Origin of the sequence: Bacillus paralicheniformis (assembly GCF_001042485.2) — a bacterium.
GTDB classification, from domain to species: Bacteria; Bacillota; Bacilli; order Bacillales; family Bacillaceae; genus Bacillus; species Bacillus paralicheniformis.
Map to the genome: position 1 here is coordinate 23,046 of NZ_LBMN02000020.1, position 23,917 is coordinate 46,962.

The 23,917-nt window shown below is 42.4% G+C and carries 27 protein-coding genes and 3 pseudogenes; 19 read left to right on the forward strand and 11 right to left on the reverse strand.

Annotated elements, in window-relative coordinates:
• Positions 1-24 precede the first annotated feature (24 nt).
• The 3 genes from ACH97_RS14900 to ACH97_RS14910 are packed head-to-tail and all read right to left on the reverse strand — an operon-like array spanning position 25 to position 1,873.
• Positions 25-633, reverse strand: coding sequence for an ABC-2 transporter permease (locus ACH97_RS14900; RefSeq protein WP_020449925.1), 609 nt, complete (start codon positions 631-633; stop codon positions 25-27).
• On the reverse strand, positions 621-1,496 hold the full coding sequence (locus ACH97_RS14905) for an ABC transporter ATP-binding protein (RefSeq protein ID WP_041817138.1): 876 nt from the start codon (positions 1,494-1,496) through the stop codon (positions 621-623). The genes ACH97_RS14900 and ACH97_RS14905 overlap by 13 nt, the downstream gene beginning before the upstream one ends.
• Positions 1,496-1,873: a GntR family transcriptional regulator gene (locus tag ACH97_RS14910; protein WP_020449927.1), complete on the reverse strand. Its 378-nt coding sequence runs from the start codon at positions 1,871-1,873 to the stop codon at positions 1,496-1,498. Before ACH97_RS14910 ends, ACH97_RS14905 begins: the two co-directional genes overlap by 1 nt.
• A 190-nt stretch (positions 1,874-2,063) precedes the next feature.
• On the opposite strand from ACH97_RS14910, the gene ACH97_RS14915 reads away from it, so the two are divergent.
• The 4 genes from ACH97_RS14915 to ACH97_RS14930 all read left to right on the forward strand — a co-directional run bounded on the left by ACH97_RS14915 (position 2,064) and on the right by ACH97_RS14930 (position 5,097).
• The gene (locus ACH97_RS14915) at positions 2,064-2,366 is read left to right on the forward strand and encodes an ArsR/SmtB family transcription factor (protein ID WP_041817139.1); all 303 of its coding nucleotides are present in this window, start codon (positions 2,064-2,066) and stop codon (positions 2,364-2,366) included.
• A 142-nt stretch (positions 2,367-2,508) separates the two neighbouring features.
• Positions 2,509-3,690, forward strand: coding sequence for an MFS transporter (locus tag ACH97_RS14920; RefSeq protein ID WP_020449929.1), 1,182 nt, complete (start codon positions 2,509-2,511; stop codon positions 3,688-3,690).
• A gap of 204 nt (positions 3,691-3,894) precedes the next feature.
• Complete coding sequence (locus tag ACH97_RS14925) at positions 3,895-4,512, forward strand: TetR/AcrR family transcriptional regulator (protein ID WP_020449930.1); 618 nt, start codon at positions 3,895-3,897, stop codon at positions 4,510-4,512.
• Positions 4,513-4,518: 6 nt separating this feature from the next.
• The gene (locus ACH97_RS14930) at positions 4,519-5,097 is read left to right on the forward strand and encodes a GNAT family N-acetyltransferase (protein WP_020449931.1); all 579 of its coding nucleotides are present in this window, start codon (positions 4,519-4,521) and stop codon (positions 5,095-5,097) included.
• 143 nt (positions 5,098-5,240) lie between these two features.
• Here ACH97_RS14930 and ACH97_RS14935 read toward each other — a convergent pair whose 3' ends face one another.
• Together ACH97_RS14935 and ACH97_RS14940 are read right to left on the reverse strand one after the other, a co-directional pair.
• Positions 5,241-5,765 (reverse strand): DinB family protein, encoded by a 525-nt coding sequence (locus tag ACH97_RS14935; RefSeq protein WP_020449932.1) that lies wholly within the window; start codon positions 5,763-5,765, stop codon positions 5,241-5,243.
• Positions 5,766-5,790: 25 nt separating this feature from the next.
• Complete coding sequence (locus ACH97_RS14940; protein WP_020449933.1) at positions 5,791-7,527, reverse strand: ABC transporter ATP-binding protein; 1,737 nt, start codon at positions 7,525-7,527, stop codon at positions 5,791-5,793.
• A gap of 194 nt (positions 7,528-7,721) precedes the next feature.
• Between ACH97_RS14940 and ACH97_RS14945 the strand changes: the two genes are divergently transcribed.
• The 9 genes and pseudogenes from ACH97_RS14945 to ACH97_RS14980 all read left to right on the forward strand — a co-directional run bounded on the left by ACH97_RS14945 (position 7,722) and on the right by ACH97_RS14980 (position 14,304).
• The gene (locus ACH97_RS14945) at positions 7,722-8,366 is read left to right on the forward strand and encodes a DsbA family oxidoreductase (RefSeq protein ID WP_020449934.1); all 645 of its coding nucleotides are present in this window, start codon (positions 7,722-7,724) and stop codon (positions 8,364-8,366) included.
• 74 nt (positions 8,367-8,440) lie between these two features.
• Complete coding sequence (locus ACH97_RS14950) at positions 8,441-8,860, forward strand: hypothetical protein (RefSeq protein WP_020449935.1); 420 nt, start codon at positions 8,441-8,443, stop codon at positions 8,858-8,860.
• Positions 8,861-8,926: 66 nt separating this feature from the next.
• Positions 8,927-9,103: pseudogene (locus ACH97_RS24510) on the forward strand (hypothetical protein); the annotation flags it as partial.
• A gap of 4 nt (positions 9,104-9,107) precedes the next feature.
• The gene (locus ACH97_RS14955; protein WP_020449936.1) at positions 9,108-10,247 is read left to right on the forward strand and encodes an erythromycin esterase family protein; all 1,140 of its coding nucleotides are present in this window, start codon (positions 9,108-9,110) and stop codon (positions 10,245-10,247) included.
• A 196-nt stretch (positions 10,248-10,443) separates the two neighbouring features.
• Complete coding sequence (locus ACH97_RS14960; RefSeq protein WP_153247060.1) at positions 10,444-10,581, forward strand: hypothetical protein; 138 nt, start codon at positions 10,444-10,446, stop codon at positions 10,579-10,581.
• Positions 10,582-10,816: 235 nt separating this feature from the next.
• Positions 10,817-11,686 carry an aminoglycoside 6-adenylyltransferase gene (locus ACH97_RS14965; protein WP_020449938.1) on the forward strand — a complete coding sequence of 290 codons (870 nt, stop codon included), beginning with the start codon at positions 10,817-10,819 and terminating at the stop codon, positions 11,684-11,686.
• Positions 11,687-11,749: 63 nt separating this feature from the next.
• Positions 11,750-12,697 carry an aminoglycoside phosphotransferase family protein gene (locus tag ACH97_RS14970; RefSeq protein ID WP_020449939.1) on the forward strand — a complete coding sequence of 316 codons (948 nt, stop codon included), beginning with the start codon at positions 11,750-11,752 and terminating at the stop codon, positions 12,695-12,697.
• Between the two features lie 22 nt (positions 12,698-12,719).
• Entirely contained in the window at positions 12,720-13,427 is a 708-nt protein-coding gene (locus ACH97_RS14975; protein ID WP_020449940.1) for a YjjG family noncanonical pyrimidine nucleotidase, read from the forward strand.
• Between the two features lie 148 nt (positions 13,428-13,575).
• Positions 13,576-14,304 carry an alpha/beta fold hydrolase gene (locus ACH97_RS14980; protein WP_020449941.1) on the forward strand — a complete coding sequence of 243 codons (729 nt, stop codon included), beginning with the start codon at positions 13,576-13,578 and terminating at the stop codon, positions 14,302-14,304.
• A gap of 84 nt (positions 14,305-14,388) precedes the next feature.
• Here ACH97_RS14980 and ACH97_RS14985 read toward each other — a convergent pair whose 3' ends face one another.
• Positions 14,389-15,282 carry a LysR family transcriptional regulator gene (locus ACH97_RS14985; RefSeq protein ID WP_020449942.1) on the reverse strand — a complete coding sequence of 298 codons (894 nt, stop codon included), beginning with the start codon at positions 15,280-15,282 and terminating at the stop codon, positions 14,389-14,391.
• A gap of 122 nt (positions 15,283-15,404) precedes the next feature.
• On the opposite strand from ACH97_RS14985, the gene ACH97_RS14990 reads away from it, so the two are divergent.
• The 4 genes from ACH97_RS14990 to ACH97_RS15005 all read left to right on the forward strand — a co-directional run bounded on the left by ACH97_RS14990 (position 15,405) and on the right by ACH97_RS15005 (position 18,360).
• Positions 15,405-16,622: an ATP-grasp domain-containing protein gene (locus ACH97_RS14990; protein WP_020449943.1), complete on the forward strand. Its 1,218-nt coding sequence runs from the start codon at positions 15,405-15,407 to the stop codon at positions 16,620-16,622.
• Positions 16,606-17,832: an MDR family MFS transporter gene (locus ACH97_RS14995; protein ID WP_020449944.1), complete on the forward strand. Its 1,227-nt coding sequence runs from the start codon at positions 16,606-16,608 to the stop codon at positions 17,830-17,832. Before ACH97_RS14990 ends, ACH97_RS14995 begins: the two co-directional genes overlap by 17 nt.
• A 71-nt stretch (positions 17,833-17,903) precedes the next feature.
• On the forward strand, positions 17,904-18,152 hold the full coding sequence (locus ACH97_RS15000) for a hypothetical protein (RefSeq protein WP_020449945.1): 249 nt from the start codon (positions 17,904-17,906) through the stop codon (positions 18,150-18,152).
• 16 nt (positions 18,153-18,168) lie between these two features.
• Complete coding sequence (locus tag ACH97_RS15005) at positions 18,169-18,360, forward strand: YbxH family protein (RefSeq protein WP_003178500.1); 192 nt, start codon at positions 18,169-18,171, stop codon at positions 18,358-18,360.
• Positions 18,361-18,478: 118 nt separating this feature from the next.
• Here ACH97_RS15005 and ACH97_RS15010 read toward each other — a convergent pair whose 3' ends face one another.
• The 3 genes from ACH97_RS15010 to ACH97_RS23005 are packed head-to-tail and all read right to left on the reverse strand — an operon-like array spanning position 18,479 to position 20,881.
• Positions 18,479-18,745 (reverse strand): hypothetical protein, encoded by a 267-nt coding sequence (locus tag ACH97_RS15010; protein ID WP_020449946.1) that lies wholly within the window; start codon positions 18,743-18,745, stop codon positions 18,479-18,481.
• A 58-nt stretch (positions 18,746-18,803) separates the two neighbouring features.
• Positions 18,804-20,681 (reverse strand): thioredoxin domain-containing protein, encoded by a 1,878-nt coding sequence (locus ACH97_RS15015; protein ID WP_048350190.1) that lies wholly within the window; start codon positions 20,679-20,681, stop codon positions 18,804-18,806.
• Between the two features lie 38 nt (positions 20,682-20,719).
• Positions 20,720-20,881 carry a DUF255 domain-containing protein gene (locus tag ACH97_RS23005; protein WP_080316903.1) on the reverse strand — a complete coding sequence of 54 codons (162 nt, stop codon included), beginning with the start codon at positions 20,879-20,881 and terminating at the stop codon, positions 20,720-20,722.
• Between the two features lie 255 nt (positions 20,882-21,136).
• Here ACH97_RS23005 and ACH97_RS15020 point away from each other — a divergent pair, with 255 nt between their 5' ends.
• Positions 21,137-22,441, forward strand: coding sequence for a DNA cytosine methyltransferase (locus tag ACH97_RS15020; protein ID WP_052478213.1), 1,305 nt, complete (start codon positions 21,137-21,139; stop codon positions 22,439-22,441).
• Positions 22,442-22,504: 63 nt separating this feature from the next.
• On the opposite strand, the gene ACH97_RS15025 is transcribed toward ACH97_RS15020, so the two are convergent.
• Both ACH97_RS15025 and ACH97_RS23010 read right to left on the reverse strand, forming a co-directional pair.
• A complete protein-coding gene (locus ACH97_RS15025) occupies positions 22,505-23,230 on the reverse strand; it encodes a PmeII family type II restriction endonuclease (RefSeq protein ID WP_041351256.1) in 726 nt (241 codons plus the stop codon).
• Positions 23,231-23,421: 191 nt separating this feature from the next.
• A pseudogene (locus tag ACH97_RS23010) lies at positions 23,422-23,610 on the reverse strand (DUF255 domain-containing protein); the annotation flags it as partial.
• Positions 23,611-23,846: 236 nt separating this feature from the next.
• Between ACH97_RS23010 and ACH97_RS23480 the strand changes: the two are divergent.
• Positions 23,847-23,917 (forward strand): annotated as a pseudogene (locus ACH97_RS23480) (transcriptional regulator); the annotation flags it as partial.

The following is a 23,917-nucleotide window of genomic DNA, read 5'->3' on the forward strand; positions in this document are numbered from 1 at the left end:
CAATGATCGAAAAAGCCCATCCTTTTAAAACACTTTATTTCTATAAATCCGAATTGACAGAAGCCATGAACACCCGTATAGCGTAATAATTGAAATGGCAACGATCAGATACAGAGAAGTATTATGCAATGCTAGAAGCATGTCAACGAACTCTCTGATTTGATCGTTCAAATTTTGGACAACAAAATTAACCGTTAGCATATACAAGCCAAATGCAACAATAGAAGCAATCAACAAATAGTTACTTTTGAATTTATAACAGAATGGCAGCATGAATGAAGCAGCTGTCATCACAATGGCAACCATTAACAAGATGTCTTTCCAGATCGTAAATTTCCGGTGAATGATGAAGTGTACGATCAATATGGCTGCAGCCACCATAGATGTAAGGAGAACGACGACAATATACTTTGAACTGACAATCTCCTTCCGTGTATAAGGCAAAGAATTGAGAAGGATATGTATAGAAGACTTTTCATCTATTGAAAAGGCATACATCGATATAACGATACTAAATACAACCCCAACCCAGATTGGAGAAATATCTAACATTAAATAAACACATAATACCAAAAACGAAGCCGCCAATGTTTTTTTCTGCAAGACAATGTCCTTACGTATTAAGTTGAACATGCTGCTTTAGCTCCTTTCTTCGTATAAAACATAATATCTTCCAGAGTCGGTTTTTCAATTAACACCATATCCCCAAAAATGTTTTCTGTTCGTGATTTATTCGCAGTCAATGCTTCAAATCCATGAGTTGATTTTCGAACCGCTATAAACTCCTGTTCGGTCTCCTGGTCTAACAACTCCATGCCGCCTTTTACAATTGCATATTGTTCTTCAATCTCGTAAAAGTCCTTTGTAAAGATATGCTCTCCTTTATGAATGAACGTGATATAATCTGCAATCTTATCTAAATCAGTTGTAATATGAGTCGAAAAAAAGATCGTCTTATCCCCATCTTGCATGAGCTGATGCAAGATATCCAACAGCTCCCGGCGGAAAATCGGGTCCAGTCCGGACGTCGGTTCATCCATAATAATTAATTCCGCACGATGGGACAAAGCGACGGCTAATGATGCTTTCATCATCATCCCTTTTGAGAATGTCTTGATTTTATTAGTGAGCGGCAAGTTAAATGTGTTCACATAATCATTAAATACTTGTTCATCCCAATTGACATAGGATCTTTTCACAATATCCTTCATTTCAGCCAACGTTAAATGTTCATAAAATATGTTGGAATCAAATACAAAGCCAATTCGTTGTTTAATTTCCTTCTCATGCTCCTTGTAATTCAAGCCAAATACCGTAATTGTTCCGCTGTCAGGCTGCAATAAGTTCATGATCAGTTTAATCGTTGTCGATTTCCCCACGCCATTTCCACCGATAAATCCGGTGACAAAACCTTTTTTTACATTCATTGAAAAGTCCTTTAGTTGAAAACCATCGAACGATTTATGAACATGCCGGAGTTCAATTACATTGTCCATCATTCTTCCTCCTGATATAAAATGGTAAGCAAATCTTTTAATTCTGTAAGGGGAACGCCAATGTCTTTGCTGTTTTTTATCGCTGCTGTCAACTGCTCTTCAATTGCTTTCATTTTTCCTTCTTTCATCATTTCGTCATTCTGATCTGATACAAAAGAGCCTTTCCCGACTACGGAATAAATGAAGCCATTCTTCTCAAGTTCTTCATAGGCGCGCTTTGACGTAATAAGACTAACATTCATGTCCTTTGCCAATTGGCGCATCGAAGGCAGCGGCTGTCCCGGTTTCAATTCATTCGCAAGAATATGATCTTTAATTTGGGTGTAAATTTGTTCATAAATGGGTTGCTTTGAACTATTCGAAATTATAATTTTCATTTCAAAACCTCTTTTGGTTATACACAATATATACAATATGTACAATATACACAAAGATTGACTGAATGGCAACGATTTTTTTATGTACTCTTTGAATAACGGGAGTGAACTGTCAGCCAGGAAATGATATGAAGGATAAAAGGGCACCATACATATTGACAATTTGCGATATGAAGATATAATGATTGGTATGGAACCTATTGAAATTTTCAAAGCTTTATCAAATGAATCAAGGCTGCAAATTTTGCAATGGCTGAAGGAGCCTGATCGTCATTTTGAACCCCATGAAGGGATTGATATGAACACAATCGGGGTATGTGTCAGCCAAATTACAGACAAATTGAAAATGACGCAATCGACGGCTTCCCAATATCTCGCCATTCTTTTAAGAGCCGGCTTGATTAAGGCGGAACGAATCGGAAAGTATACGTACTACAAAAGAGACGAAGAGGCCATCAGAAAGCTTGCTGACTTTCTTAAAACAGAGATATGAGCATTCAAAAAATAAACATCATCAAGAGGTGTTTATTTTTACGCCATACATATCGACATATTCCGATGTGTTTATTTTTTTGATTTACATATCGTTATTTCTTGATATGTAAATATATAAAGCGATGAAGGAGCGAACGATTATGTTTAGTGCTTGGAAAATTTATATTTTAGCGATCATCAGTTTTTTGGTAGGGACCTCAGAGTATATTATTTCCGGGATTTTGGATCAGATCGCCCACACACTCGGGATAACTTTAGCTGCCGCGGGCCAGCTGATTACGATCTTTTCACTTGTGTATGCAGTTTTCACACCGGTTCTCATGGCGTTGACGGCAAGTATGGATAGGCGCAAGTTAATGATGTATGCTCTCGGTTTGTTTGTGATAGGAAATATTCTGGCCTTTACCCTGCCTGGCTATGGCTGGTTTGTTGCAGCGCGGGTCATTATGGCATTGGGGGCAGGCATGGTTGTGGTCACGGCATTAACGATTGCCGCCAAAATCGCACCGGCGGGTAAGCAGGGCAGTGCAATTGCTACAGTGGTCATGGGGTTTACCGCTTCTTTGATCATAGGTGTACCACTCGGAAGAATGACTGCAGAAGCTTTAGGCTGGAAGTCTGTATTTGGAGGAATTGCTTTATTGGGATTCATCGCAATGATTGTTATATTCTTAATCTTGCCGCATACTGAAGGCGATAAGCCCGTTCCTTTGCTTCAACAGCTTTCTCTTTTAAAGAACCGGAAAGTAGCAATGGGGTTATCGGTCACTTTTTTCTGGCTCGGAGGATATTCCGTTGCATATACTTATTTGTCTCCTTACCTTCTGACCGTTTCAGGGATAAGCGGCAATTTGCTTAGCGGCTTTTTGCTTATATTTGGAATCGCCAGCTTGGTTGGATCGAAGTTTGGCGGATATAGTACCGATAAATGGGGCGTTCCCTTTACACTCGTTGGCGGGATGACACTGCATATCATCGCACTGATTTTGCTGTCGCTTGTCACCCATTCCTATGTCGGAGTACTGTTGATTCTCATATTATGGTCGTTTGCCGCATGGTCTACCGGCCCGACACAGCAATATCACTTAGCGACGCTCGAACCGGAATTGTCAGGTGTATTGCTCGGCATCAATCAATCGATGATGCAATTCGCCATGGCCGCAGGTGCAGGAATCGGAGGGATTTTTGTAGAAAAAATATCGCTGGCTTCTATTACATGGTTTGGGGCACTGGAGGTTACGATTGCGATTGTTGTTGTTTTGGTGACTTTCAGTTCGCATGCTAATCAAAGGGCTTCGAATTTAAAAGAAATAAATCAATAACGATGCCTTGATCAGCTTTGAAGGTTCCATGGTTTAGTTGAGGGTATTAACACACATAGGGTAAAGAATGTTCTTCCAAGCTAAGGCCGTAACATTCTCAATTTTAAGGTTGAAACTATACACTCGTGTCATTTATAATTGGAATATAAAAATGACACATGTGTATAGTTTTTGTTTGTGTTCTAAAAGGAAGGTGACATCTTTATGGCTCCGAAAGTCGATGAAGAATATAGGGAGGAAAAGAAAAGAACACTTTTAAAAGCGGCAACAAAAGTATTTACAAAAAACGGCTATATTCACACTACGATGCAGGATATTATGGATGAGGCCAATGTTTCCAGAGGAACCCTTTATAATTACTTTGATAATATTGACCATATTTTTATGGAAGTTCTTAAATTAGACGATAAGGATCAAATTGATCTGTTTTTAGATGAGGGTCCGTTGTGGCCGGCATTTAAACGCTGGATTGGAGAGATGCAGACTCAAATTGAAGCAGTCGATCAATCGTTAATATTTGCTAGGGCCGAATTTTTCTTATCGTCAAAGTTTATGAAAAATAAAGGTGATTTTCCTTACATATCTGAACGCTATCAGCAAACAGCTGATGCTGTTGAAGAAGCTATTCATAAAGGGGCGGAACTGGGTGAATGTCAACCTAAGCTGCCCCCATCATTGATTTCGCGATACCTCATTTCGTTCATTAACGGTTTAATGCTGGATACCTTTCAATTGGGGAATGAAAAAACAAAAGTAAAGGAGCAACTGTCTGTATTGCTTTTTTCTCTTGAACAAATGATTAACCCGCTGGAAAAGGAGTGAATCGTCATGCTATTCGAATCTTCCAAAGTTAGGCTGAGAAAAGTTACGGTAGAGGATGCAGAGCTTTATCATATATGGAGAAATGATATAGAAGTGATGCGAAATACAAATCCTTTTTTAGATATCTATTCCATTGAAGCAACGAGAGACTTTATTGAACAAGTGATTCTGGGCTCCAACACAGCCAAAAGCTATATGATTCTCGAGAGGGTAAATGAAAAAACGATTGGCATTACATCATTAATAAATATTGATCATAAGAACAGAAATGCTGAATGTATTATCGACATTGGAGAGAAGAATTTTTGGGGTAAAGGCTACGGAAGAGAAGCTTTGACCTTGCTGTTGAACTACGCATTTTTAGAAATGAATCTGCACCGGGTTTATCTTAGAGTGTTTTCATTCAATAAAAAAGCGATTCGTTTATATGAGAAACTAGGATTTAGCCATGAGGGAATCAGCCGGGAGGCGCTTTTCAGGGAAGGGGTATGGCATGATATTGTGCATATGGGTCAGTTGCAAAGTGAATATTTAAACAACATGGATAGTCAGACCAGTAAAAATGAGAAAGCCCCTTTGGTGTAGGCAGCCAAAGGGGAATTTTTATATCCAGAAGAACTTCCTAACATTAAATGCCGTTCCCTGGGTTTTGGAATCTATGACAAATCATGGGTTCAGCCATATGTTCGCCAAGTTTGTTATAGTCTAACAACGTTAATGAGTATCGTTTAGCTGTTTAAAATCCCCAAATAAGCCTTCCAAGGCCCGACATCGTCCTGATACCGCTTCGCCAGCACTCTTGCGATTTGCGAGATGTGAGTGAGATCGTGGGCAACCCATGTTGAGATCTGCTCTCTCAGCTTAACGATTCCGAATTCGGGGTGCACCCCCGTTTGTTCGAAGTCGGTTTCAGGATTAATGATCTGCCGCAATGTTTTCAGATTCGCCCGTCTGATTTCAGCAAATTCGTTAAGCAGCTGTTCCATCGTTTTCCCGTCGTTTTGATTCAACTGGCTGAAGCGGTCGAACGTCGGAAAAGGTTCCGTTGCTCCTTTTGTCACGATCATTTTGATCCGCGGCAACCAATTGTTTTTTTCTCCTTCAATCAGATGGCCGACGACATCAAAGGCGTTCCACGTGTCTTCGCCTTCATCGCAGCTGATCCAGGGGTTTGATAATCCGGTCAGCAGCTGACTCAACGTTTGTGGTGTGCGCTCTAGGATTTCGATTGCTTCCTCGAGTTGAAAGTTCATGTGAATGACCTCCTTTCATAAAAGTTCACGTCAACTGCCGCTCAGCAAACTCCCGATACAGCGCATGCGAAGCAATCAGCTCGTGGTGCCGCCCCCGCCCTGTAATCTCGCCTTTTTCGATAAATATAATTTGGTCCGCGTTCACGATTGTCGATAGCCGGTGGGCGATGACGAAGGTGGTGCGGCCTTCCATGAGGCGGGCAAGCGCCTGCTGGACGATGGCTTCTGATTGGCTGTCAAGGCTGGCTGTCGCTTCGTCCATCATTAAAATTTTCGGGTCGCGCAGGAAGGCGCGGGCGATGGCGATCCGCTGTCTCTGGCCGCCGGACAGCTTGACGCCGCGTTCGCCGACTTCCGTATCAAGCTGCTCTGGAAATTGTTTAATAAATGTGTCGGCATACGCCATTTCCGCGACTTTCCACAGTTCTTGATCGTCAATGCTGTCGGCGTGATCCAAGCCGTAGCACAAGTTCTCACGGATGGTGCCGGACATCATCGGGCTGTCTTGAGATACGTAGCCGATCTGGCTGCGCCACGATTTCATCGACAGCTTATTGATCGGTGTTTCCCCGATGTTAATGGCCCCTGAGTCCGGTTCGTAAAATCGTTCCAAGAGGCCGAACATCGTCGTTTTTCCGCCGCCGCTCGGACCGACAAATGCAATCATCTGCCCGGGATCGACGTCGAAAGATACCTCCCGCAAGACAGGCTCGTCATCGCCGTAAGAGAAAGATACATTCTCGACACGTATCGGCAGATTGGAGATATCCATCTCAAGTCCTTCCTGGCCTTCTTCCTCTTCAGTATGCAAAATCTCGATGATCCGCTCTGTTGCTCCTTTTGCTTTTTGCAGCTGAGTGAAAAACATTGTGAACGATGTGATCGGGAAGATGATTTGAAACAGATAAAGCAAAAAGGCGATCAGCGAGCCTGCCGACATCGTCCCCTCAGAGACGCGGATGCCGCCGTAGCCGATGATGGCGACGATCACAATCATAATGACAAGGTGCATAAACGGGGAGACGAGCGCAAATATACGGGCTTCCTTGAGGCCGTATTGAAAGAGCTTCGAAAGGCCTGATAACCCTTTCATTTTTTCTGTATGCTCGGCGTTTGATGCTTTCATTAATCTGATTTCGCTTAATGTCTGCTGGACATGTCCTGTGAAGGAAGCTGTTTCATCCTGCAGCGTTTTGGAGATTCGCTGCATTTTCATGCCGAGCGGGATCATGATGAAGGTCGTGATCGGAACGGAGATCAGCATGAGCAGTGTCATTTTCCAATCCATGATCAGCAAAATGATTACCGATCCGACAATGGTGATGATGCCGGAAACAAACTGCGGAAAATGGTCGGAAATCAAGCTTTCAACAATACCGGTGTCATTGACAACACGGCTGACGGTTTCACCGCTCGTCTTTTCGTCAAAGTAGCGGACAGGCAGGCGCAGCAGCTTGAACCACATGCGCTCGCGCAGGGAAGCGACCACTTTTTGCCCGGCATAGGAAAGAAAATAGGTCGAAAACCCGTCGCAGACCGCTTGAACGATAAAAACGAGCGCAAGGATTCCCGCTAAGGCCAGATTGATCGAATTGGCGGAAAAGCCGTCAACCATTTCTCTTGTCAACAGCGGAATGGACAGGCCGACCAATGTAGTGACGAGGCTTGCGGTCAAACCGACGGTTAAAGCCAGCCTGGGTACGCCGGATGTGAGAATCATGGAGAAAAACGGTTTCATGCTATTGTTGTTTTCTGTTTTCATTTGATAAACTCCTTATCGATATAATGTCAAAGAAGTGGATGGCGCAAGCTGTAACTCATCATATTACGATTTAAACAGCAGAAAGTTCCCGATCATTGCCGATTTTAGCTTCATGCTAAAAAGATTGACAGGAGAGATGATTGTAACTATTATTGTTACATATGGTTGATTGAATATAAGAAAGGAAGAAAAACATGACGATAAATATTAAAGTATACTCCGATTATGTCTGTCCATTCTGTTTCCTCGGAAAAGACCAATTCGAAAAAGCGATCGAAGGCAAAGATGTGGTAGTCGAGTGGTTGCCATTCGAACTGAGGCCGCGTCCATCTGAGCAGCTTGATCCGTTAAATGATCCATCAAAATTGGCAATGTGGGACGGCGCTATTAAGCCGCGAATCGAGGCTTGGGGCGTCAACATGAAGCTGCCGAATGTCTCTCCGCATCCTTATACAGATTTGGCTCATGAAGGCTATCACTTTGCAAAAGAACACGGTAAAGCGAAAGCGTACAATGACCGGGTTTATCAAGCCTTTTTCCAGGAAGATCAAAATATTGGCGACATCGACGTATTAACAGCGCTGGCTAAAGAAGCCGGACTGGATGAGCAGGCTTTTAAAGAAGCTTTAAACTCCAGAACATATCAGGACGTGCAGCGGACGGCGCTCCAACACGCTTACGAAGAAGCCGGCATCACGGCCGTTCCGACATTTATCATTGGCAATGAACGGATCGCCGGGGCCGCGGCAAGGGAAGTGTTTGAACAGGTGATCGAAAAAGAAAGCAAACAAAAACCTGTTGACGGCTTGCAGTGCGACCTTGACGGAAACAACTGCTAAGCAGGAAAAATGAGCCATTTGAAGAACCCTTTAATAGGGTTCTTTTTTTATACAGGAAAGAAGAGGGAAGACAGTTGACACTCCACCATTTTATTGCAGCCGATCAGGAGCTTCCGTTGGGGAGCTTCCAGGACCAAACAAAAGAAGGTTTGATTAGTATCGCTGAGCTTGATCAAGGGTACGAAATGGTCAAAACAAAATTCAGCAAGCCGTTTGTATATGAGGCGACCGGCTGTTTACATAGACCGGGAAATGACATAAGGGCGCTATTCAGCTATATCAATTCAAATATGCCCGAGGGTGAAGATATAGAAGTTTACTCTTGCTGGGACGGTGAGGAAGACAGAGAAAAAGACGACCGCTTAGACTTTTTCATTGATATAAACGCTCTTCAGCTGGGCAAGCATGTCAAGCTGGATAAAAAGAAATACATGGATGAAATTGCAGGCATGTTTTATTTTGAGGAGCGGCAGCTGGTCAAGATTCGTAAATAAAACATTTGCTGGCGCAGGGTTTTCACACCTTTTTTCGGCCGGTTCATTTAGATGTTCAATCAGTGCACGCGCATTGTCATAGCTCACAGGCTAAGTACGATTAAGGATGCAGATCTCATATTAGTGCTAAAAGACGGAGAGATTCAAGAGATGGGCAACCATTTACAATTGATTCGCAACCAAGGGTTTTACACCAAATTGTACAATTCAAACAATGACCAAGCGATTGTGGGAGGAGGCTAAAACAGTGAATGATTTATTTGATGAAATAAGAGATGAGTCGATTAATATTGGGGGGATTGATGGTTACAAATTCGGCTCCTTAAAAGAGATATTGCGAAATAAAAGATTTGTATTTCTTGGTGAAAGCAGCCATTGCGTCAAAGAATATATTGAGGCGAAGGCAAGCTTGATCAAATATCTGCATCAGGAATTAGGATTTCGTATTCTTGCTTTCGAAAGTGAATTGGGAGATTGCAGCATAGGAAATTATCTTTCAGAAGAACTTAGTGCCAAAGAAAATATGTCCGGTTCCATCGGGAAAGTTTGGCAAAACGAATTTATGCTTGATTTGTTTGAGTATATGAAGGAAACTCAACAGCGGCAGCCTTTGCATTTAACAGGCGTTGATGTTCAGCAGAGCATGGATAAGCACTTTTCCTCCTACATGCGTTCGCATTTGACAGGGGATCTCAGGAAAACGTTTGTAACATTTGATACGCGTACAAATGAGATGCTCGATAAAGATTATATGTTAAAGCGGCGTTTTAGGAAAACAGTAGAAGAAATTGAAAGAATAGGCCAAGGACTGATAAGGGAGCTTGAAAAACAGACTTTCCCCTCTGCTATGCTTCGTGATGTCGTGTTACAGACGATGAAAAACAGACTCAATTATTTTAAGGCGAATTTTACAAAAGGTTTTTCAAAATTGTTTGAATATCGTGATGAATTAATGGCGAAGAATCTTGAATTTTTATCTCAGCATGTTTATCCTGATGAGAAATTTATCATTTGGGCTCACAACCTTCACATCAAAAAACAAAGCAGCGTCAATCGGTTTTCACCATATCGATCATTTGTAGAAAACCTTCCGGAATTTATGAAAGAGGACAGTTTTGTTATTGGTCTTTACGCGGGAGAAGGAAGAATGGGTGACAACCAAGGAGGCGATCATCCTATCAAAAAAGTTAACAAAAAGCACATGGAGTGGCTGCTCAGCAATTCACCCCATCCCAATTTTTTTATACCATGTGCTTCAAAGTGGGGGGGGAAAAAGTGGAAGGCTTTTGAGGGAGGAGGCTTGCGTATTTCTTTCAAGCCGGTTCAACAGTATGACGGAGTTTTATTCTTTAAAAAAGTAACCCCAGCAGTTGTTAATGTTGAATAGGATGTTGACGGGTTAAGCATAACCTCTAAGGTGAAGATCTCTGCTTATAGGAATTTTTTGTTGGGAAAAGAACTTTTTCGTTATATTAAATTGCTGGTGGCGGCCAAAGGGAGGAAAACTGAAAGCTGTTTTTTTGGTTTTCAATGGTGAATGGGATTATTGCATAGAGTGCACAAGTCAGACCCAGGGTAATTTCATGGACGTATTAACTTTTGGTAAAGGCGTTTATCAGGACATCCATGAAAAGATATGTTCGGCAGATGAGGAAGGGAATCCTGTTCCCGAGATGCCGGAGATGGTGGTTGAGGAGAAATATGAAGAACTCCAAAGGTAAACTGGTAACGCGTTCACAGTTTCTTGAGAGGAAGATCTTCAACAAATCATGATAAAGGGATGGCCGAAGGCTTTTCTTCACAGCTGGATCGCCTTGAAGACGATCTGAAAGCCATTCGTTAAAAGAGGGAGGGTATATTGATGACGACGTTTCCTGAGCATTTCATATAACCACGTAATCGCGGACCTCCTCATCAAGTTTTTCTATAACCATTAAAAAGAGGAGGTTGATATACATGCGTACAGAGCAGGAAATCATCGATTTGGTGCTGAAGGTCGCACGGGAGGACGACCGCGTTAGAGCGGTCGGTATGAACGGTTCGCGGACGAATCCGAATGTTCCGAAAGACCCTTTTCGCGATTATGATATGGTCTATGTTGTAACAGATATGCAGTCTTTTCTTGATGAGCCGGGCTGGGTTGACGTTTTTGGGGAGCGGATCATCATGCAGACGCCGGAAGCGATGGAGCTGTTTCCGAATGAGCTTGGCAACCGCTTTTCTTATTTGATGTTATTTACTGACGGTAGCCGCATTGATTTGATTCTTGTGCCTCTTGAAGAAAAGCTGGAATACTGCCGGGAAGACGGATTAACCGTGATCCTGCTCGATAAGGATCAGGACCTGCCCGTTATCCCGCCGCCGACGGATCGGGAATATTGGGTGCAAAAACCGTCCCCGCAATGCTTCGCCGACTGCTGCAATGAATTTTGGTGGACGTCGACATATGTGGCCAAAGGGTTGTGGCGGCAGGAAATTCTTTATGCACTCGATCATTTAAACCTCGTCAGGGCCATGCTGCTGAAAATGCTCGAATGGAAGGTCGGTTTTGAAACGGGCTTTTCGCTGAGCATAGGCAAGAATGCAAAGTTTCTTGATCGCTATGTTGATCGAAATACGTGGGAAAGGCTTTTGGAGACATATCCGCCAGCTGGTTATGAGCGTGTATGGAACAGTTTGTTTAAGATGTGGGATCTGTTTGAAGAGACAGCGGCAGCAGTCGCTGAACATCTGGCTGAACAATATCTTTTCGCAGAAGCCGAGAAAGTCAAACAGTACGTGAGACGCGTTCAGCAGCTGAAGCCTGATGCAAAGGTAATTGACTAATCAGATGATGGCCGCACTCCCGGCAGGTGAGCCGGGAGTGTGTTTTTTGCGGAGGTGAACGCCATGTTCAGTCTTAAAAAAATATTGAAGGGCCATTATGGAATCGACAGTGTGAACATTTCTCCCGAGCAAGGGGGATGGACAGCACTCGCTTATCAAGTAACCGATGGAAAAGCCGCTTTCTTTCTAAAAGTGTATGATAAAAATAGGGCATCGACAGCGAAATGGACGGCTCTGATTGATGATTATATGCCTGTTCTCAGGTGGCTGAGTGACCGCACCGCTCTCAGCGGGAAGCTGCCTGTGCCGCTTTTAACAACAAATGGAGAATACAAGTGCGAAGATGATGATGCGGTTTATGTGCTTTATGAATACATCGCCGGGGAAACCATTGGTGGCCGGCCGCTCGGCAAAGGCTGCGAGGAGAAGCTCGCCAGCATCATAGCGGAGCTGCACCGATATGACGAGACGATCCCGGTGAAGACAGAAAGAATAAAAGAAAACTATGATATTTCGTTTTTAGGCGAGATGAAACAATGGCTTGATCACCTTCCTTGTGAGCTGGCGCCACTCATTCAACCCTACATCGGATCAATCCGCGAGATGATGGAGGCAGCCTTGTCCCTGGCGGATGATTTGAAATGCAGCGACAGAAGATTGGCTTTGTGCCATACAGATATTCATGGATGGAATATGATGAAAACGGGCGGGGAATTGATTCTGATCGATTGGGAGGGCTTGAAATTGGCCCCTGTTGAAGCGGATCTGATATTTTTTGCCAATCAACCGTATGTACAAGAGTTTTTGCGGGTTTATCGCGAGACTCATAAAGGGTTTGAAATTGATCAGAACGCATTGCGGTTTTATCAGATCAGGCGAAGACTGGAGGACATATGGGAGTTTACAGAGCAGCTGGCGTTTGACATTCAGACAGAAAATGAAAAGGCAGAGACGATGAGCTTGCTGAAAAACGAGCTTGAGGCCATAGAGGACAGCAAGATCGACTGTTAAAAAGCTAAATGGAGGAACATCTGTGAAAAATTATCGTACTTTATTTTTTGATGTGGATGACACACTATTAGACTTCGGTGCAGCGGAAAAGTCAGCACTGCGGAAGCTTTTTCAGGAACAGCAAATTCCTTTAACAGCTGAAATAGAAGCGAATTATAGACGTATCAATCAAGGTTTATGGAGGGCGTTTGAAAAAGGGGAGATAGACCGCGGCCAAGTGGTCAATACGCGTTTTTCCCTTTTATTCAAAGAATATGGTCTAGAGGCTGACGGCGTTTTGCTTGAGGAGAAGTATCGCAGCTTCCTTGAAGAAGGGCATCAACTGATAGACGGCGCTTTTGAATTAATTGAAAGCCTGCAGGATCAATATGATTTATATATCGTGACGAACGGTATTTCAAAAACGCAGTATAAGCGTCTGCAAGCTTCGGGATTATACCCGATGTTTAAAGGGATTTTTGTTTCAGAGGACACCGGTTTTCAAAAACCGATGAAAGAATACTTTGATTACGTTTTTGAACGAATTCCTCATTTTTCTGCCGATCAAGGGCTGATCATCGGGGATTCATTGACAGCGGACATAAAAGGGGGGCGGCTGGCCGGATTGGATACATGCTGGATGAATCCAGACATGTCAGCGAATCATACGGACATTGAGCCGACTTATCAAATTCAAAGGCTTAATGAACTCCAGCACATTTTAAATCATGGAAAAGTACCTTCGGCCTGATTGCTGCCGATACGAGTAAATCGGTTTTCCATTACCTTTGTCTGCAAACTGCAACAGGGAGGATGCGGAAGCTGAACTTCCGACGGCCGAGTTGCGGTGGATTTTCCGGGAGCTAAATTAAAACCAAGCAGAGGAAGCCTGGTGAAACATGCAACGAAGAAAGGTTTTGAAAACTGCGGTTTTTTCGTTAGTCGCAGTTTTTGTTCTGTTATTCAGCGCGTTTTTTGTGTGGAGCCGTTTCACATATGAACCATCAAACAAACTCAAAAAGATGATCAACCTTGATCAAGTCGAAAGTAAAAACGGTGTTTACACTTTTCAAGCGGATGGGGCAAATACCGGGATCATTTTATATCCTGGGGCAAAAGTTGAACCGCTTGCTTATGCTTACATCGGCGAAAAGCTGAAACAAAATGGTTACAGTGTCTTTATCCCGCGCATGCCTTTTTCTTTGGCCATATTCAATCCGAATCAAGCAGAAAGAATGATAACAGATAACAGTAATATTGATCATTGGTATCTCGGGGGACATTCTTTAGGAGGTGCGGCAGCAGCCATGTACGCCAAAAAGCATCCAGATAAGATTGACGGGCTTTATTTTCTCGCCTCCTATCCTTCTGATTCACAATCGATAAAAAGTGCGCCGTACCGTGTTCTTTCTATATCAGGTGAACGCGATGGCCTTTCAACTCAAGAAAAAACAGCAGCCTCCGGAAAGAACCTGCCTGATACAACAGTGTTTGAGGAAATCAAAGGGGGAAACCACGCCCAATTTGGTATGTACGGCGAACAAAGGGGGGATCGTCCCGCGAAGATCCCAGCTGTTAAACAGCAGGAGGAGATCGTGAACGTGATGCTTGACTGGATCAAATCATAAAGAAAGCTCTCGCTTTTTGCGAGAGCTTTTTTTGTTTATGATCCTCTCCTTTAAAGCGCTTTAACCCGTTTCTTCATTTGCCGGCTAAGGCCTATACGAAGCCGTTTGAATCATTTGAATAAAGTTGCTGGCGGAAGGAGCAAGGTGATCATCTCTTCTAATGCATAATGAAATAGGATTTTTTAAATCGACTTGTTTGACATGAACCCGCGCTATATCTCCCCGGTCAATATATTCGTTTACTTCAAGAGAGGATGTGAAAGCGACTCCATAACCTTCCATAACCGTTCTGATCGTTTCATTCAATCCGTTTATTTGTATACCTATTCTGGGTTTGTCGACATGATGCAATGTGCATAAAGAAATTAATTTCTCCCGGGAAAGACTTCCTTCTTCACGAAAGATAAACGGTTCTTTCACCACTTCTTCCAATGTCGTGTACTGTGATGCAAGCCTATGATTTTTATTGACGACAAACAGCATGTCATCTTCTAAAAGCAGCGTCCCTTTTATGAAAGGATCGAATTCCGTTGTCCCGCCGATCAGGCCAATGTCCGCTTCATAGTTGATCAGCTGTTCACAAGCTTTTTGAAAGTTCGTTGTCGTGATTTCAACTTCTGTCTTGGGAAATTGCTGTTTATAGCGGCTGAGCCATCTTGGCAGCAAATAATTGGCGGGGAGGAAGGTGGCGGCAATACGCAGTTTTCCAATTGACCCTTCCCTTAACTGTTCCACGTACAATTCAATTTCTTTTTCAAGTGAAAACAGCCGCTTTGCCTGTTTTGCAAGCTCTGCGCCGGACTGTGTCAGCAGAATCCCCCTGCCTTTAGGAACGAATAAGGTACAGTCGATCTCGCGTTCTAATTTCTTAATTTGGGAGGTGACGGCAGGCTGGCTGATGTTTAGCTGTTTGGCAGCTTGGGTGACGCTGCCTGTTTCCGCGACCGAATAGAACAATCGCAGTGCATGAAGATTCATATTTCACACCTCTATTTATAAATAAAAGTTATCAATATCAAATAAAGATATATTAGAGTTATCTAAATACTTTTACTATTATAAAGTTGAACAACATGTTTTACAAGAAAGGAGAAACGGCTATGAGTACGCTTATCCTAAATAAAACAGCTTATTGCAAGTCTCCGTATGATGTATGGCTGGAGGAATTGAACGAACCGGTGGCCATGCTGACTTCAACCGATCGTGCGGATGAATGCAGAAATTATGATGTGATCGAAGCGTTTGACGATTATCCGGTTAATGGATGCATCGAAATACGTGCTTTGGAGCTGAATGAAACGTATCACTTTAAAACGATTATTGCATCATCAGAATTTGATATGTTGAGGGCGGGGAAGCTGAGGTCGCTTTTGGGTATAAAAGGGCAGTCTTACGAAAGCGCTCTGTTGTTCCGCAACAAAATATTAATGAAAGAGCAGGTCAGAAAAGCCGGTGTAAAGGTTCCGGACTTTAAGAAAATCGACTCGGCGGCCGACTTATATACGTTTGTTCAAACTTTCGGTTTTCCTGTGGTCGTTAAGCCTATTTGCGGATCGGGGTCTGTTGATACAACCGTTTTAAGGGATCGGCAGGACGTGTGGAATTTTCTTTCGAAAGGTCTTCCTGATCATCTGGAGGTTGAGTCGTTTATCGAAGGGGATATGTATCATATAGACGGTCTGATCCTTGATGGAGAGACTGTCCTCAGCTGGCCGTCGCGTTATATCAACGGATGTTTGGCTTTTCAAGAACAACAGTTTTTAGGCAGCCTCCAGCTTGAACGGGAAAATCCGCTCACCCGGCGGTTGACTGATTTTGTTCAAAAAGCGCTTGCTGCCCTTCCTGTTCCGGATATTACAACATTCCATGCTGAAGTGTTTCATACACCGGATGATGAACTGGTGTTTTGTGAAGTGGCCAGCAGAACCGGCGGCGCTATGGTCCGTGAAGCTACTGCGCAGACTTTCGGCTTTGATATCAATGAAGCGTGTGTTAAAGCGCAATGCGGCCTGGACTTTCATATTCCGGCGGTGAACAACAATCCGCACCGCCTAAGCGGCTGGCTGTTGATTCCACCAAAAGACGGCGTGCTGAAAGAAATCATGCCGGCACCAGCTACAGACTGGCTAGCGAAACAAAATATTTTCGCTCAAGCCGGAGACAGGTTCCACGGCTCGTCTTCCAGTGTAGACGCAATAGCAGGCTGTTTGATTACCGGGCACACAGAAGCCGAATTAAGCGGCCGCATCAGCCGACTTGCAACGTGGTTTCATGATCATACCGAATGGGAAAAGACTTCGGATGTTTGCGCAATTTAAAGCATTCAGCCGCCTTCACCCGTTGATCCGATTTTTGCTGATAGGCACGCTTGTCACAAAGGCGGCTAAGTCGATGACAACCCCGTTTTTGGCACTCTATCTTCATATGAAAACGGGAGCCGATTTTGGAACCATCGGGCTTGTGATCGGTTTCGGCTATTTTTCAAGCACTGTAGGAGGGGTAGTCGGAGGAGCGCTTTCAGATAAAATCGGCAGAAAAAAAGTGATGCTTTCATCCATTTTCATTTGGAGCTTTGTATTCATTCTTTTTGGACTTGTCCATGATTTCATGTGGTTTTTATTGCTAAATATTTTAAGCGGGCTTTGCCATTCGTGTTTTGAACCTGTGTCAAAGGCTTTGATGGCTGAGTTATCGGAACGGGAGATGAGATTCCGCATTTTCTCTTTGCGGTATTTGGCCATTAATATTGGAGCCGCTGTCGGACCTTTATTGGGCACTTATTTCGGTCTTGCCAAAACCGGAACGCCGTTTATCATCACAGGGCTTGTCTATTTTGGCTATGCTGCACTTTTAAGCTTGATGATGATTCGGCTGATCACGGTGAAAGAGACAAAAACCGCTTCTGAAAAAATTCAGGCAGGTTCCGTCTTGAAAACGTTAAAGCAAGACAAGGCTCTTCGATTTTACATAGCCGGCGGCATCCTTTTTTTGTTCAGCTATTCGCAAATGGAAAGTACTTTGCTGCAGTATTTAAATTACGACTTTGCAAACGGAGTTAAAATATTTTCGACTTTAATTACGTTAAACGCAGTGACGGTCATCCTTTTACAAGTGCCGCTCACCCGTTTATTTGAGAAGTATAAATCCTTAACAACAATATCAATTGGAACCGTTTTTTGCATGTTGGGGAATGTCGGTTTTTCTGTCGCAAATGGCTGGATTGTTTTTATGCTTTCGATGTTTGTTCTGACAATCGGCGAAATTTTATGTTTTCCTTCAATGAATGTCCTTTTGGACGAGCTTGCTCCGGATCATATGAAGGGCGCGTATTACGGCATGCAAAACTTATACAACATCGGTGAATTTTTAGGGCCTTGGCTGGGGGGAATGATGCTTGCCTTGTACGGGGGAAAAGCCGTCTTTCTCATTGCTGCGTGTTCAGTCTTCTTCGCTCTAGGTGCCTACCATCTGGGAAGGAGAAAGTTTTTATCTGCACAGCATCATGGTGTATCGCCTTTTTCTTATTGAAAATTTAGGCCGCTCATGCATGAATCATCAAGAATTCACCCAACCTATAAGGTAAAAAAGGAGATTGAATCATGGACACAACATTGGGCTACCTCCGTGAGTCACTGTCGAATCACCTTGAACACGGCATAGGACAAAACATTTACAGAAAAATCGTTTCCAGGCGATATGCCAATGAAGAAGAGTTTGTCGAGCACTTGGAGGAGCGGGAAATGGAATTTCTGAATCAAGTGCTTGAACATGAGATGAAATATGCGCTGAATGAACAGGACCATAAACGAACAAGAGAATTAAACGAAGTGTATGAACTGTTGTTTTGAAAGGCGGGCATGAACAATGGGTGCAATAGAGCGGAACGGATACACGTTTGAACCGGAATACAGCGTGACCAGACAAAACGGCGCCATCCATGTATACCGGCGCGGCCGGTTTGTCGAGGAGATTCCCTTTGAGTTTCACGGAGAGTTTCCAGAACATGATTTAATTGAAGAGCTTGTCAATCATTATTGCTATGAAAATAAAATATAAGGTTTGAAGAGGCTGCCGACGGGCGGCTTTTATTTTTGGATTTTGATATCTATCATCCGCTTGCAGTTTTTACAACGGCAGCAGAAAAGCTGCCATAAATATGACAGCTCATGCATCGCTATTTTTTCTTTTCATCGTAGTATTGAACAGGGTACATGGATCCTTCCGATACCATTTTGTTATCTTCGATATCATGCGGAGACGGATGGCCTGCTTTTTCAACCGGGAATGAATCTACGTTGTGTTTTTCCGAAAAGTAAGGGATCTTTTCTTTGACGCTTTGCAAGTACGATTTCAGTTTTTGTCTTCTTGTTTCGTCTTTGAGCATATATGCGGTGACTCCGGCGGCAACGGCGAGACCTGAGATCAGATTCTTTTGCTTCATGGTCATAACCCCTTTCTGATTAGGTGTTTGCAGATGTTATTCCCATGATGGCATCCGTTTAAACCAACTGATCGAGCGCTTCGTCTATATTCGTGGTCGGCTGTCTGCAGGCGAAGTTTTCACAAATATAGACAGTCGTTTTGTTATCGACTGCTTTGTATTCGGCCGCAAAGTCGGCAATCCCTTTGAAATCGTCAGGCGATTCTGCGGCGAGGACGGCGTAATTCAGCTGGAAAGCCTGCTGCAAAGTGCTTACGATCTTCTGTCTGTCCGGGTCATGGCGCTTTCCGAGCACAACGATTTCTTTTTGCGGCATGACATGGCTCAACAGGCCTTGGAGAAAGTTTGTATGGCCGCTCGGATAAGAGGAGACATCTCCATTGAATGCAGAAAACATTTTTGCCGCTTGATCATGGAGCGTTAAATCGCCGGTCAACCGACCAAGCCGGGACAGCTGCACGGCCAGGACGCCGTTTCCGGACGGGAGGGCGCCGTCGTATACTTCTTTATCACGCACGATCAAAGCCTCGGCATCGCTTCCCGTAAAATAAAAACCCCCGTGCTCTTCATCCCAGAACAGCCCCGTCATGTCCTCTGCGAGTTTTTTGGCTTTTCGCAAATCGGTTAAATCAAGTGATGCTTCATACAATTCGATGTAGGCCCACAGCAGGAAGGCGTAGTCATCGATAAACCCTTTATGTTTCACCTCGCCGTCACGGTAGCGGACCATGACGCGTCCGTCTTGAATCAATTTATTCTCGATGAACGCGACTGCAGCTCGCGCCATCTCCAAGTATTCGGGCGCATTGTAGACTTTCGCCGCTTTGGCAAGACCCGCGATCATCAGAGCGTTCCAAGATGTCAGCACTTTGTCGTCGACATGGGGATACGTTCTTTCCTGCCGTTTTTCAAAAAGTTTTATTCTCGCTTCTTCAAGCTTGTTCTGAAGCTCTTCATCTGTCAGCGCGAATTCATCCTTGATGTTTTCCAGCCTGGTGTAGATCAAGTTTGGGATATTGTGGCCTTCAAAATTCCCTTCTTGCGTGATGTTGTAAACAGCGCAATACAATTCGCCTAGTTCATCCCCGAGCGTTTCGAGGACTTCGTCTTTTGACCACACATAATATTTGCCTTCCACGCCTTCTGTGTCGGCATCAAGCGCTGAATAAAAAGCGCCTCTGTCATCGGTCATTTCGCGGCGGACAAATGTGATGATCTGCTCGGAAATCTGTTTATACCGTTCGTTTTTCGTGATTTGATAGGCTTCAGTATATGCGATCAGCAATAAAGCATTATCGTAAAGCATTTTTTCAAAGTGGGGAACGAGCCATTCGTCGTCTGTCGAATAGCGGGCGAACCCGTAGCCGACATGATCGTAAATGCCGCCGTTCGCCATGCTGTCCAACGTTTTCGTCACACTGTACAGCGCGTTCTCCTCGCCGCTGTATTGATGATAGCGAAGCAGAAATGCCAGCATATGGGGGATCGGAAATTTCGGTGCGCTTCCGAAACCGCCGTACGCCGCATCGAAGCTGTTGATCAGCTGTTGATACGTCCGTCTCAACATGTCTTCGCCGAGCGAATCGCCGGCATCGCTTTTCGCTTTGATTCTCAGGTTGTTGGCGGCTTTTTCAGCAATATCCCCAACATGTTCCCGGTTGTTCGCAAAAGTATCGGAAAGCTGCTTCACCACCTCAACAAATCCCGGCCGGTTAAACCTGCTCGTCTTCGGAAAATATGTACCCGCATAAAACGGCTTCTGATCAGGCGTTAAAAACACGTTCAGCGGCCAGCCGCCCTGCCCCGTCATCATCTGGCAGATCGTCATATAAATTGAATCCACATCAGGCCGCTCCTCGCGGTCCACTTTAATAGAGACGAATTTTTCATTCAGGAGCTTCGCAACTTCTTCATCTTCGAAGCTTTCATGAGCCATGACATGGCACCAATGACATGTGCGTGTAGCTACCCGAGCTAGCTATACCCAATAGATACGAGAACAGGTTTGTTTTCGCGTTTCGCTTTATCAAATGCTTCATCTCCCCAAGGGAACCAATTCACAGGGTTATGAGCATGTTGAAGTAAATAAGGAGACTTCTCAGCGATTAATCTATTGGGTTTATTGTTAGTGGGCATGGGATCACCTTCTTTCAATACTTAGTTAAATTTATCATATCCTAAAGTAACACAGTGATGTATATAATATTCAGGTTTTTTTCCCACACAACAAGATTCTATACACCAAATAAAAACTGTAATAGTTTAAATTTGTTTTATTGACTTAAAGTTAAAAATCGATCATAATAACCCTATAAAAGTTAAATATTTTTTTAACTCTATTGGAGGGTTATTCAATTGTATACTATAAGTAAAAATAAAGTTAGATTACATATGAAAAAACATGGGATTTCAACTCAAAAACAATTAGCAGAGCAGCTAGGAATTAGTAAAAATCAGCTTTCCATGCTGTTGTCACCAAATTTCAATCCTATAAAGTCAAATGCATTAAAATTATGTGAAATATTAAATGTGAATTTTGAAGAAATTATTGATTCTGAACAAATGGAGTTATCACTAGATGGAACGGATAATTTAATAGATTCTAATATAGATGAGGAAATAAATGTTTCAAGTTTTGAAGGTAATGAGTTTTTAGATATAAGAGATATTAAAGCTAATAAAGATTATTCAGTAGTAGAACTTTTTGCTGGAGCTGGTGGGTTAGCATTAGGACTAGAACAAGCTGGATTTAAATCTAGAGGTCTTGTTGAGTTTGATAAATATGCTTGTCAGACTTTGAGAAAAAATAGACCTCATTGGAATGTTATTGAGAAGGATATCATTGATGTTGCTGAAGAAGGGATTAAAAACTTTGTAAATGTTCCAATTGGAGAATTAGACTTACTATCTGGAGGTTATCCTTGTCAAGCGTTTAGTTATGCAGGAAAGAAAATGGGGTTATCCGATGCGAGAGGTACAATGTTTTATTACTATGCCCAAGTTTTAAAACAGTTACTTCCGAAAATGTTCTTAGCTGAAAATGTAAGAGGGTTAGTTAATCATGATAATGGTCGAACTTTAGCTCTTATGTTAAAAGTATTCTCTGATATTGGTTACACAGTAAAATGGAAAGTTTTAAGAGCATTAGATTATGATGTAGCACAGAAGAGGGAAAGAATAGTATTAGTTGGTATTAGAAATGATTTAGTAGAGAAATACGAGGCGAATTATTTCTTCCCGCAACCTTATGGATATGAGCTTACATTAAAGGATGTTCTAAAAAATGTTCCAGAATCTGAGGGAGCAAAATATCCAGAATCGAAAAAAAGAGTTTTAGATCTCGTCCCTCCTGGTGGCTACTGGAGAGATCTTCCTGACGAAATAGCGAAAGAATACATGGGAAAAAGTTATTACTCAGGTGGTGGAAGAACGGGGATGGCTAGAAGATTATCTTGGGATGAGCCTTCTCTGACTTTAACTTGCTCTCCCGCACAAAAGCAAACAGAAAGATGTCATCCAGATGAAACCAGACCATTTACAGTAAGAGAATATGCTAGAATACAAAGTTTCCCTGACTCATGGAATTTTGATTGTTCAACAAACAATGCTTATAAGCAAATTGGGAATGCCGTTCCAGTAAATATGGCTAAAGCTATTGGTTTATCTATAATTAGCACACTAAATCAGCTAACATGAGCATTCTGCTTTTTCTGTGGAAAAATTAACAGGGATGAAAACTATACATCCCTGTTTTCATTACTATTCTTCCAAAGACTCTTGTTCGTTTAATTCCTCTTCTATTTGTTTGGCTAGACTATCAATTACTTCTTCTATATGTTTTGATCCATCAAACTCTGATGCAATTTCTCCTATTGCATCAGTTAATCGCTTATAGAAGTTTTCTTCACCTGTAAGTCTATACCAAAATTCAGCACCTACAATTACTGGATATTCTTCTTTGATTTTTTTGTAGTGACCACTTAATTTATCATCGGAACCATAAAACACACCTACAACAAGGTCATTAAATCCAATACTCAAATTATTTGTTCGAGCAAGATTTTTGATCCCTAAAAAGTGATTTTTAATAGTTGGAACATCGTCAGCATTAATTGTATTGGGGCCAGCCTTTATTTGACAGTACTTTCTATTGCCGTCTAACTTATCAACGAATTCAATATCAATTCCAGATGTAGTTGAGGCGAAACCATCCAAGACGTCACTACAGAATTTCTGCAACTTGTTTCCAAATGTTGTGTTTAAAGATGTGCCTAATACTCTTGGATAAACTAATGCTCTTGCAATGTTTTTCGGATCATCATTCCCTGCTAAAAAGTTAGCTCTGTACTTATCTAAAAATGGATTCAGTGATAAATGTTTCAATTCTTTCAACTTTAAAGTGTTCGCAAGATGACTTTTTGCTATTTCGTTTCTAAAAAAATCTTTTGCTTTCTCAATAATATCATCTGGATGTTGTGTATTCATTATTCTCCCCCATTTCTCTTTGACACTTCTATTATAGGGTCTTTTGCACTATCTGTAAAATTAACCATTTATGTATCATTCTGTTCAAATACTTATTTTAATATTTGGTATGTAAATGGAGAATCAAGATTTGAAAGTTTGACGAAGGAAAAAGATGTGTTAGATGCGTTTTAAATTAAAAATTAAATCTAGTGGTGTCTGTTATGGCACCAATGACAACAGCTGCATCCAATACTTACCAATATCGGTTTGTTTTCTTTTTTTGCTTTGTTGAAGGCTTCTTCTCCCCACGGGTGCCAGTCAACAGGATTGTGAGCGTGTTGAAGTAAGTAAGGAGACTTCTCAGCGATTAGTCTATTGGGTTTGTTGTTAGTTGGCATGGAATCACCTTCTTTCTATACAAATTTTTATTCAGTATTGTCTATACATTATTTAATATACCAAAAAACAAGAAGAAGAGACCTTTTGAGGTAATCTCTTCTTTTTTTTATGGATCTTCGGAATATACAGTGGCTAATGGCTTAATTAAACTATATTATAATCAGAATATTTCTAAAAAATAACTTGAAAAACATTTTAAATCGAATTACCTTATCTAAGAAAGGAGGACTAAAATTTGAAAATAACTATTGAAGAATTACCTGAATCAAGGATTGCTTATTTCAGAGATGTTGGGGAGTACGGTGA